This is a genomic window from Streptomyces sp. NPDC057307 (assembly GCF_042667665.1).
Lineage (GTDB): Bacteria > Actinomycetota > Actinomycetes > Streptomycetales > Streptomycetaceae > Streptomyces.
In genome coordinates this window covers 17908-28629 of the sequence record NZ_JBHUZM010000105.1, presented here as the reverse complement: position 1 = coordinate 28629, position 10722 = coordinate 17908, and the positions used below count along the sequence as shown (strand labels likewise).

9 protein-coding genes are annotated in these 10722 nt (G+C 70.8%); 3 read left to right on the top strand and 6 right to left on the bottom strand.

What is annotated here, in order from left to right:
- Positions 1 to 22: 22 nt before the first annotated feature.
- The 5 genes from ACFUN8_RS27845 to ACFUN8_RS27825 all read right to left on the bottom strand — a co-directional run bounded on the left by ACFUN8_RS27845 (position 23) and on the right by ACFUN8_RS27825 (position 6226).
- A complete protein-coding gene (locus ACFUN8_RS27845) occupies positions 23 to 823 on the bottom strand; it encodes an amino acid ABC transporter ATP-binding protein (protein ID WP_383643143.1) in 801 nt (266 codons plus the stop codon).
- A gap of 38 nt (positions 824 to 861) precedes the next feature.
- Positions 862 to 1647: an amino acid ABC transporter permease gene (locus tag ACFUN8_RS27840; protein ID WP_382563269.1), complete on the bottom strand. Its 786-nt coding sequence runs from the start codon at positions 1645 to 1647 to the stop codon at positions 862 to 864.
- Between the two features lie 13 nt (positions 1648 to 1660).
- Positions 1661 to 2455, bottom strand: a complete 795-nt coding sequence (locus tag ACFUN8_RS27835) for an ABC transporter substrate-binding protein (RefSeq protein WP_383643139.1) — start codon at positions 2453 to 2455, stop codon at positions 1661 to 1663.
- 378 nt (positions 2456 to 2833) lie between these two features.
- Complete coding sequence (locus ACFUN8_RS27830; protein WP_383643136.1) at positions 2834 to 4477, bottom strand: hypothetical protein; 1644 nt, start codon at positions 4475 to 4477, stop codon at positions 2834 to 2836.
- 117 nt (positions 4478 to 4594) lie between these two features.
- Positions 4595 to 6226, bottom strand: a complete 1632-nt coding sequence (locus ACFUN8_RS27825) for a hypothetical protein (RefSeq protein ID WP_383643133.1) — start codon at positions 6224 to 6226, stop codon at positions 4595 to 4597.
- Between the two features lie 98 nt (positions 6227 to 6324).
- Here ACFUN8_RS27825 and ACFUN8_RS27820 point away from each other — a divergent pair, with 98 nt between their 5' ends.
- Positions 6325 to 7743, top strand: a complete 1419-nt coding sequence (locus tag ACFUN8_RS27820) for an FAD-binding oxidoreductase (RefSeq protein WP_383643130.1) — start codon at positions 6325 to 6327, stop codon at positions 7741 to 7743.
- Positions 7744 to 7913: 170 nt separating this feature from the next.
- A complete protein-coding gene (locus ACFUN8_RS27815) occupies positions 7914 to 8294 on the top strand; it encodes a VOC family protein (RefSeq protein ID WP_383643127.1) in 381 nt (126 codons plus the stop codon).
- A 35-nt stretch (positions 8295 to 8329) separates the two neighbouring features.
- Here the strand turns inward: ACFUN8_RS27815 and ACFUN8_RS27810 are convergent, their stop codons facing one another.
- Complete coding sequence (locus ACFUN8_RS27810) at positions 8330 to 8806, bottom strand: SsgA family sporulation/cell division regulator (RefSeq protein ID WP_383643124.1); 477 nt, start codon at positions 8804 to 8806, stop codon at positions 8330 to 8332.
- Positions 8807 to 9038: 232 nt separating this feature from the next.
- On the opposite strand from ACFUN8_RS27810, the gene ACFUN8_RS27805 reads away from it, so the two are divergent.
- Positions 9039 to 10592: an RDD family protein gene (locus tag ACFUN8_RS27805; RefSeq protein WP_383643121.1), complete on the top strand. Its 1554-nt coding sequence runs from the start codon at positions 9039 to 9041 to the stop codon at positions 10590 to 10592.
- The last annotated feature ends 130 nt before the right edge of the window (positions 10593 to 10722 follow it).

The window sequence follows — 10722 nt, the reverse complement described above, 5'->3', positions numbered from 1 at the left end:
CCGTGGGGCCGCGCGGCTGTCCTCAGTCGTCGGACGAGCTGATGTGCGCCGCCGCCGGATCCAGCACGCGGGACAGGAACGACTTCGTACGGGCATGGCTCGGCGCGCCGATCACATGCTCCGGACTGCCCTCCTCCACGATGACCCCGCCGTCCATGAAGACGACCCGGTCGGCCACCTCCCTGGCGAAGCTCATCTCGTGCGTGACGACCAGCATCGTCATCCCCTCGTCGGCGAGCGAGCGCATCACCGCGAGGACGTCCCCGACCAGTTCCGGGTCGAGCGCGGACGTCGGCTCGTCGAAGAGCATGAGCCGCGGGTCCATCGCCAACGCCCGTGCGATGGCGACCCGTTGCTGCTGTCCGCCGGACAGCTGGGCGGGGTAGGACGACTCCTTGTCGGTCAGACCGACGCGGGCCAGCCGTTCGCGGGCGACCCGCGCCGCCTCCGTCTTGTCCCTTCCCAGCACCCGTCGCTGAGGGAGCGTCAGATTCTGCAGGACCGTCAGGTGCGGGAAGAGGTTGAACGACTGGAAGACCATCCCGATGCCGCGGCGCACCTTGTCGATGTCCACGTCCGGGTCGGTGACCTCGGCGCCGGCCACCAGGACCGTGCCCGACGTCGGCTCCTCCAGCCGGTTCACACAGCGCAGCAGCGTCGACTTGCCCGAACCCGACGGGCCGATGACGCAGACCACCTCGCCGCGCGCGACCGTGAAGTCGATGCCGGCGAGGACCTCCAGCGTGCCGAACGACTTGTGCAGACCGCGTACTTCGATCGCGGGCGCTTCCCCGGGCGCTTCCGCCGATGCTTCCGCGGGCACTGCCTTCTCCGGCTCCTTCTCCGGTTCCTCCACCGCGTTCACCTCGCCCTTGCCGTACGCGCTTCGAGCCGCCGGACCAGATGGCCGAGCGGCAGGGTGATGACCAGATAGCAGAGACCGGCGATCAGGATCGGCGTGAGGCTGCGGTTCTGGTTCAGGGCGTCCCGGCCGAACTTGGCCAGCTCGTACTGGGACAGGGACAGACCCAGCAGATAGACCAGCGACGAGTCCTTCGTCAGCAGGATCAACTCGTTGGTCAGCGGCGGCAGCACGATCCGCAGAGCCTGCGGGATGACGATCGAGATCATCGCGCGGCTCTGCGACATACCGAGCGAACGCGCCGCCTCCGTCTGCCCCTTGGGCACGGCCAGGATGCCCGCCCGTATCGTCTCCGCCATGTAGGCGGCGCCGACCAGGCCCAGGGCCAGCATCACGGTCACGTACTGGTTGAGCGCCACCTGGAAGGCGAGCGGCACACCGAACCCGAGCGCGATGAAGACGAGCAGCGCCGGGATGCCGCGGAAGAACTCGATGTAGACGACGGCCAGCCAGCGGTACGGCGGCACCTGCGACAGCCGCATCAGTGCGAGCAGCAGCCCCAGCGCCAGCCCGAACCCGAAGCCGAGCAGGGTGTAGATGACGGTGTTGACCAGCGCCGTCGTGATGATGTCGGGGAACTGGGCCTTGGCGACCTCGACGTCGAAGAAGGCCCTCTGGATCTCGCCCCAGTCGGCGGCCAGGGCGATGACGACCAGCACCACGACCAGGACGGCGTACTGAACGCCCCGGATGACGCGGGTCCGTTGTCGGCGGGACATGGACATCGGTGGTGGTTCCTTAACTCTTGGGAGCGGCGGGGAACCACTTCTTGTATATGGCGTCGTAACGGCCGTCCGACTGGGCCGCCTTGATCACCTTGTCGATCTCCGCGCGCAGGGCGTCGTTGCCGGTACGCACCCCGACGCCGTACTGCTCGCCCGTCTCGAACTCGGCCGTGACCTCGGTGTCCGGGTTCTTCCGTACGTACTCGAAGAGGACACCGTTGTCGTTGACTGCGGCGTCGACCTGGCCGGTCTTCACGGCCGTGAGCAGCAGCGCGAGATCCTCGAACTGGACGGTCTCGATGTCCTTCCCGTTCTTCTTCGCGTACTCCTCGCCCGTCGTGCCCTGCTGGACGCCCAGCTTCTTGCCCTTGAGGGCGGCCAGGGAGTCGAAGGAGGAGCCCTTCTTGGTGACCAGCGCCTGTGTGGCCTCGAAGTAAGGGGCGGAGAAGTCCAGGTTCTCCTCACGCACGTCGGTGATCGTCATGCCGGCGGCGGCGACGTCACACTTACGGGCGTTGAGGTCCTCACCCGTCTGGATGCCCTCGAACGGTGTGTCGACGATCTCCTGGGTGACCTTGAGTTCCTTGGCGATCAGATCCACCAGGTCCACGTCGAAGCCGACGATCTTGTTGTCCTGGCGGGACTGGAAGGGCTCGTACGGCAGATGGGTGCAGGTCGTGAGCTTTCCGGAGTTCACCAGCTCCACCGTCGAGCCGTCCGACCCGGAGGACTTGGTGCTTGTGCAGCCCGTCATGACGACGAGTGCGGCTGCGGTGGCTATGACGGGCAACACGGTGCGCGGGGACAAGACGCCTCCAGGGCGGGGGACGGACAACAGGCCACATGGTGTGTGAGTTGCGCCGATCTTGCCACCGGAGGTGCCGGATGTCTCCTCGCCAGGGGCCGGGTTAACCAGGTCGTCACGGCAGCGTGACGGCACCGCGTCCGATGTCGAGAACGGGTCCGGCTCCCCCTAGGACCTGTCTTCAAAGTCCCGCCTGGCCTGCGACGCCTGGCACGGCACCTCTCCCCCGTAGGCCCTAGGGGGCCACGGGAGGTGCCCCCTGCGTTGTCGGAGTCGACCAAGTACGCCCAGTACGAGGCCGATCCTCCGCCTTGCGATGCACCGCACCAGACGCCGCAGGCCCCGCCCTACGGGCGGACGGCGCTACTTTGAAGACAGGCCCTAGGCGATCGGCTTCGTCTTCGTGCAGTTCGTCCACTCCACCCAGGGCCGCGCGCCGCCGTTCTTGGGCCCGGTGGCGTACGTGGGGTCGCCCGTGATGGTCTGGTTCTTCTCCTCGTGCGTGATGTCGATGCCGAAGAGCTTGAACCCGAGCGTCAACTGTCCGGCCGCGACACCGAAGCCGATGCCGAGTGAGGCGTTCCACCAGTCGGTGTTGGCGTTGTAGTCCAGTCGGGAGAGCTTGCCCTTGTCGTGCAGGAGGCGTTCCAGCGGTCCGGCGTCGCTGCCCAGCGCCTCCGCCGCGTCCGAGGGGGTCGGCAGGGCGTCGCTGGCGGGGAAGTCGCCTCGGCCGCGCAGCCAGTCCTCGACCATCTTGCTGTCGCCGTCGTTGTCGAGGACGACCTCGGCGGACTCGGTGTGGATCTGGGACTTGATGTTGCCGCCACCGCCGCCGACGTCGATGGTCACCGGTGTGCCGGGGACGTTGGCGCCCGCCCCGACCTGGACGCCGCCGCCGGCGCCGTTCTCCTCGCTGGTGGTGATCACCAGTTTCTCGGGGCGGTGCTCCTTGCCGTCCTTCTCCTCCTGGTCGAAGGTTTTGGCGTCGTAGGTGACGGCGACCTGTTGCATGCGGGTGGCTTTGCCCTGGGCGAGTTCGCCGCCCTTGGCGTCGACGCTGAAGGTGTAGACGAAGGTGATCTTGCCGGCGTCGGGGCCGGTGTTGGCGCGCATGACCACGACGTCCTCGGTCATGGTGCCGGTGCCGAATTCGCCGGAGATGTTGCCGAGGTCGGTGGGCTTGCCGTCCTTGTCCTTGCCGCCCTTGCCCTTCGTGAAGGACTTGCCGAAGCTCACGCCGCCCGACACCTCGGTGCTGGTCTTGGTGATGTCGACGTCCGGCGCCCGCTCCGGCGGCAGGTCGGGCTTCTTGGAAGCCGCGTCCGACTGGCAGGCGCCCATGTTCGCCCCGGGGTTGTAGCCGCTCTGATAGCGGCAACCGTCATTCTGCTTGAGGTACGCGGCGAACTTCTTCGCGTCCTCCAGGTTCAGCTCCAGGTCCTTCTGCGAGTCGCCGGTCTTGTTGCCGTTGAACAGCCACTGACCGCCGCTGCCGCTGCCCTTCATATAGCTGCCGCTCAGCGAGGCACTGCCGCCCCAGTCCTTCAGACCCGGGATACCGGCCGAGATGCTGGCCGTCGCACCGATGCCGCCTTCGCCGACGCGCTCCAGGGTGACCGTGCCGTCGGACCACTGCTGGAGCTTGACCTGCTCGGAGCCGCTGATCTTGATGAAGGCGATCTGGACGACGACCGTGGTTTTGGTCTGATCCTGGGCGAGCAGGCACTTGGCGGGCTGGAAGGGGTCGCCCGGCGGGGCCTCGGGTATCTCGCCGTCCCCGCCGCCGCCTCCGCCGCCGTCGTCCTCGCCTCCGTCGCCGGAGTCGCAGCCCTCACCGCCGTCGCCCGCGTTGACGATCCGGCACACCGCGTCCTGCAGACCCACGGCCGTGTCGGCGGGGACGGTCAGCGCCAGGATGGCCCCGATGATCGCGGCGACGACACCGATCATGGCGACGTACTCGACACCACCCTGGCCTCTGTCGTGCCGGCGTCGTGACCGCTGTGCGCACTCCCTGCCGTTCATCCGGACTCCTCGCCCAAGCCGTCAACCATTTCCCCGAGCGAAATGGAGACTAAGGACGAGACCGGGCCCAGACGCAGGGCCTCAGGACCCAGTCGCGGGCCCAGCGGAGGCGATTATTCAGTTTCGGGCGTCGGGTGGTGCCGATACGGGCACCGTCGGCGTGGATACGGACCCCGAACGGGCCGACGACGCGGACGGCACCGACGCGACGGACGGGACGGACGGGCCCGACGGCGCGGACGGTGCCGCCGACCGCGAGGGCGCCACGGACGGTGTCGCCGCCGAAGGCGCCGTGCCTCTCGGCGGTGCGCTGGGCGCCGGCGACAGCGGCGTGTACTCACCGTTCCCGTACACGTCCTTAGGACCCCCGCCGGGCAACTCGCCCAGCGCGTCCAGCGCCGCACGGGCCTTCGGCGCCAGCAGCGGCGAGAAACGCGGGTTCGTCCGCAGCGCCTCCTCCAGATGGCGTCGCGCCGGGCCGTCCATCCCCAGGGCCCGCTCGATCTCACCCTGGTGGTACGAGAACAGCGCGCTGCGCATCCCCTGCTCCGTCGCCCTCTTCGCGTACGGCAACGCCTTCCCGGGCTCACCCGCCCGGAACAGCGCCCACCCCAGCGCGTCGGACACCCGCATGCTCCGGTGGCCGCGCCGCCACTCCGACTCCAGCCGCTCCACCGCCGCCCGCGGATTGCCGTGGTCGGACTCGAAGCGGGCCAGCAGCAGCTCCTCGTTCACCCCGTCGGCCCGCGCCCGCGTCGTACGGTCCCGCAGCAGCGTGTACTGGCTCCGCGCGTCCCCGTCCAGCCCCAACGAGTCGTACAACTCGCCCAGTTCCAGGGCGTATTCGGGCAGCGGGCGCTCCGCGATGGCCGACTGGTAGTCCTGGGTGGCCTCGTCCGCCCGGTCCAGCGCGACAAGGACCCGTGCCCGGCCCGCCAGCGACGGATGGTGGTCCCGCGCCACCTTCAGCGCCGCGTCGTAGTACCGCAGCGCCTCCTTCGGCTCGCCGCGCTCCCACGCGAGCCCGCCGAGAGCGTGCAGCGCACCCGCCTTCTCGGCGGACGTGCCGGCCTTCGTCAGTGCCTCGTCCGCCTTGGCCGCCGCGTCCTCGCGCCACCCCCGGTCGCGGTAGACCGCCGAGGACACGGACAGCACCCGGGGGGTGCCGGGGCGCAGCGCCCGCAGCTTGTCCAGGGCCTTGCCCGCCGCCGGGTAGTCCCCGAGCCCGTTGTACGCCTCGATCAGGACCGGGTACGTCGTCCAGCGAGCCGGGTCCGCCTTCCGTACCGCCTCGCCCCATTTCCTGGCCGTCGCGTAGTCGTGCCGCGCGTTCGCCAGCGAGGCCAGGCCCGTCGTCGCCGCCGGATTGCGCCGTTCACCCGGGGTGACCTTGAGCGAGCGGCGCAGCGCCTGCTCGGCCTTCGGGTAGTACGCCGTGTCCGCCCGCAGCCCGCCGCGTTCCACGTACGCCGCGCCCAGCACCGCCCAGGACCCCGCGTCCCCCGGGTTGTCCCGCAGCCACGCCTCCCGGTCCCTGATCAGTGCCGCCACGTCCGGCAGCGAGGCGGGCGCGCCCGCGCCGACGGCGGCACGGGCCCGCGCCTCGGGGCCCGGCGTGGCCGGCCCCTGATCCCTGTCCGGTACGAACACAAGGACGCCCGCGACGAGGACCGCCCCCACACCGGTGGCCAGCGCGGCCCGTCTGATGTGCCTCATGTGCTGCGTGTTCATGGTGTTCTTGGCGTTCATGTGATTACTGTGCGTCAATACGAAGACCACACCCGGCCTTGTGGATGTGGATCGCAGACGGGTTCACACCGATGGCCCCGGAGTGCCACGCTGGGACCATGGATGATCTCGTCGCGGACGCGCCCCCCGTCTCCCCAGCCCCCGTCGCCACCGGCGACCTCCTCGCGGAGCTGAGAGCCGGTCTGCCCGCCGAAGCCCTGATCACCGACCCGGACATCACGGCCTCCTACGCGAACGACATGGCGAGCTTCTGCGAGGCGGGCTCCCCGGCGGTGGTCGTACTGCCGCGCACCGTCGAGCAGGTCCAGCACGTGATGCGCACCGCGACGGCCCTGCGCGTGCCCGTGGTGCCGCAGGGCGCCCGTACGGGACTGTCGGGCGCCGCGAACGCCTCGGACGGCTGCATCGTGCTGTCCCTGATCAAGATGGACCGGATCCTGGAGATCAGCCCGGTCGACCGGATCGCGGTCGTCGAGCCCGGCGTCATCAACGCGGTGCTCTCCCGCGCCGTCGGCGAACACGGGCTCTACTACCCGCCGGACCCCTCCAGCTGGGAGACGTGCACCATCGGGGGCAACATCGGCACCGCGTCCGGCGGGCTGTGCTGTGTGAAGTACGGCGTCACCGCCGAGTACGTCCTGGGCCTCGATGTCGTCCTCGCCGACGGCCGCCTCCTGACCACCGGCCGCCGCACGGCCAAGGGCGTCGCCGGCTACGACCTCACCCGGCTGTTCGTCGGCTCCGAGGGCAGCCTCGGCATCGTCGTCAAGGCCGTTCTCGCGCTGAAGCCCGCGCCGCCCCAGCAGCTCGTCCTGGCCGCCGAGTTCGCCTCCGCGGCCGACGCCTGCGACGCCATCTGCCGGATCATGGAGCGCGGTCACACCCCGTCCCTGCTGGAGCTGATGGACCGCACCACCGTCCGCGCCGTCAACTCCCTCGCGAACATGGGCCTACCCGAGACCACCGAGGCGCTGCTGCTCTGCGCCTTCGACACCGCCGACCCGGTGGCCGACCTCGCCGCCGTCGGCGAACTCTGCACGGCGGCTGGCGCCACCGAGGTCGTCCCCGCCGACGACGCCGCCGAGTCCGAACTGCTGCTCCAGGCGCGGCGGCTGGCGCTCGTCGCGCTGGAGGCGGTCAAGGGCACCACGATGATCGACGACGTGTGCGTCCCGCGCTCGCGGCTCGCCGAGATCCTCGCGGGCATCGACCGCATCGCCGAGAAGTACGACCTCACGATCGGCGTCTGCGCCCACGCGGGCGACGGCAACACCCACCCCACGGTCTGTTTCGACGCCTCGGACCCGGACGAGTCCCGGCGGGCGCGCGAGTCGTTCGACGAGATCATGGCGCTGGGGCTGGAGTTGGGCGGCACCATCACCGGCGAGCACGGTGTCGGTGTCCTGAAGAAGGAGTGGCTCTCCCGCGAACTGGGGCCGGTCGGGATGGAGTTGCAGCGGGGCATCAAGAAGACGTTCGACCCGCTGGACCTGCTGAACCCCGGAAAGCTGTTCTGATCCGGCGGGTTCCCGACCGGGCCGGTCGTACGGCGTGCGGAGTACGGCCTGCGGAGTACGCCGGGCGGCATACGTCGTACGGCCAAAGTCCGATGGCCCGGCCGGGCGCCGCGGCCTACCGTGAAAGCGACGTCGGTCGCAGGTGACCGCACTTCGACCCGGGAGGTTCCGTGCCCGCCCGTCTTGACCACACCATCGTCCACAGCCGCGACCGGTTCGCCTCCGCGCGCTTCCTCGCGGAGCTGATCGGCGAGCCCGAGCCCAAGTCCTTCGGGCCGTTCGCGAGCCTGCCGCTCGACGGCGGGGTCACCCTCGACTATCTCGACGCGCCCTCGGGGATAGTCAGCCAGCATCTGGCCTTCCTGGTGTCCGAGGACGAGTTCGACGAGATCTTCGGACGGATGAAGGAGCGCGAACTCCCTTACTGGGCCGGGCCGATGCACGAGAAGCCGCAGCGGATCAACCATCTCTTCGGCGGCCGCGGGGTCTATCTGGACGACCCCGACGGCCACTCGATCGAATTCATCACCCGCACCTACGTCATCGACTGAATCGGAGAACGAGCACCGGGCATCGGCGGCGGGCGTCAGGACTCGCCGTCCGCGGACTCGTCCGACGGCCACGGGTCCCGCAGCCACAGATCGTCGGCCGCCATCGGGGCGAGCAGCCGGGCCAGCCCGTCGTCGATTCCCAGCCGGTCCGTCTCGGTGCCCGGTGGCACCAGCCGCAACGTCCGCTCCAGCCACGCCGACACCGCCGACGACGGGGCCTCCAGGAGCGCGTCGCCGTCGGGCGAGGAGAGCGCCACACACAGGACGCTGCGGCCGTCGACCTTCGTGGGCCAGATCCGTACGTCACCGTGACCGCACGGCCGGAACACCCCTTCGACCAGCAGTTCGCGTGCGAACGTCCAGTTGACCGGGGTGTCCGAACTGATGTGGAAGCTGATGTGCACCGCGTACGGATCCTCCGTGCGGTACGTCAGCCGGGCAGGGACGGGGATGCTGCGCTCGGGCGAGAGCACCAGATTGAGCTCCAGCTCGCGTTCCACCACGGTGTGCATAGCAGGTGCTTCCCTTCCTCGTACGACGCCCGGGAGTGGGCCGTACAGATGGAGAGCGTCGACTCCCGCCGCCATTACGCGACTTCGGGCAAGAACTTGCTCCCGCGACTTACCGTGACTCTTTCGTGACCGAATCGAGGTCCAAACGGCCGGATGGACCCTGGGCCATGCGGTGGTCTGATAGATGTGGACCCTTGAATTGAGCCCATCGAAGAGATACGGGACCACGGTGATGAGCGCCCCGACCTCGGCAACCGGAGACGGCAGCCCTTCCCCCGGCTACTACCCGGACCCGTCCATCCCCGGATACGTCCGGTACTGGAACGGCGGGTCCTGGGTACCCGGCACCAGCCGGCCGGCGCCGGGGGCCGGTGAGGCCATGCCGGAGGCGCCCCACGGGGTGCCCGCGGCGGCCCCTCCGCCGGCGGCCCGGCGGACCCCGGAACCGGCGACCCCGGCGGTCGAGGAGACGGGGCCGATGTTCTTCGACGAGGACCCGGCCGAGGAGCCCCGGCAGGAACCGGCCTCCGTCTGGCAGGCCGACACCCGCCGGCAGACCGGCTTCGGCGGTGAGCGCGACGCCCGGGTCTCCTGGGGCGAGGGCCCGCAGGATCCCGCTCCCACGAGCGCGCCGGAACCGGAAGACGCCAGGGACCCCCGCTACGCGCGCGACACGCGCGACCCCCGGGTGCCCGGCCAGGCGCCGGACCCCTCGGCCGATCCCACCGGCGGCGCGCTGCCCGGCGTACGGTCCCTCGGACCCGACCCCGGCGCGGGCCGGGGTGACGGCGACTCACCTCCCCGGGAGGGCACGGTCGCGATCCGCCTCCCGCGCCCCGGACGCGGGGACCGGGACCGGACCCCGCGTACCGACGAGGGCGAGCCGCCCACCGACGGCACCGTCACCATCCGCCCGGTCGGCGGCGCGCCGCAGGGCGGACAGGCCACCGGCCGTACGGGGCAGACCGAGGGCACCATGGCCATCCGCGCCCTGCGGCCCCGCGCCCCGGGCCCGGCACCCGTCCCGCCGCAGACCCAGGCACCCCAACCCCACGCGCCCCAGGCCCCGCAGCAGCCCGACAACCTCCCGTCCCGCTCGATGCAGCCCCCCGCCGCGGGTCCGCTCGCCCCCGGCCCCGGCGGTGGCTCGCCCTCCTGGGCGCAGCAGGTGCACCAACTCGCCCAGCCCGCACCGCACTCGCCGTCCGGACCGTCCGCCGGCGACCCCGCCGCCGGGCAGCCGGTCGTGCCGTGGAAGCCGCCGGTCGAGGACCCGTTCCTGCGGGCCGCCCAGGCCCAGGCGGCGGCCCGCCCCGCCGCGCTCGGCAAGCGGTTCGCCGCCCGGCTGATCGACACCGTCGTCCTCCTGGGGATCGTCGGGGCCGTCTCCGTACCGCTGGTGTCCAAGGCGCTCGCGCACATCGACGACAAGGTCGAGGCGGCGAGGCAGACCGGTGAGACCGTCACCGTCTGGCTGATCGACGGCACGACGGCCGGCTACTTCGGCGGGGTGCTCGCCGCGCTGCTGGTCATCGGCGTCCTGTACGAGGCGCTGCCCACGGCCAAGTGGGGCCGCACGCTCGGCAAGAAGCTGTGCGGTCTGGAGGTGCGGGACATCGAGTCGTTCGAGGCCCCGTCCTTCGGCTCGGCCCTGCGCCGCTGGCTCGTGTACGGGGTGCTCGGCGTGCTCGTCGTCGGCGTGCTGAACGTGCTGTGGTGCGTCTTCGACCGGCCGTGGCGGCAGTGCTGGCACGACAAGGTGGCGCGCACGTTCGTCGCGGGCTGAGCCGGAGGGCCGAGCCGGTGGGCGAGTCGGCGCCTGAGCCGGCGGTCCGGAGGGGCCGAGGGGCTGACGCCGGGTCATCCGGGGGACGGCGGGCGTGGGCGGCGGCTCCTCCGAACGGCCGTTGATCCGT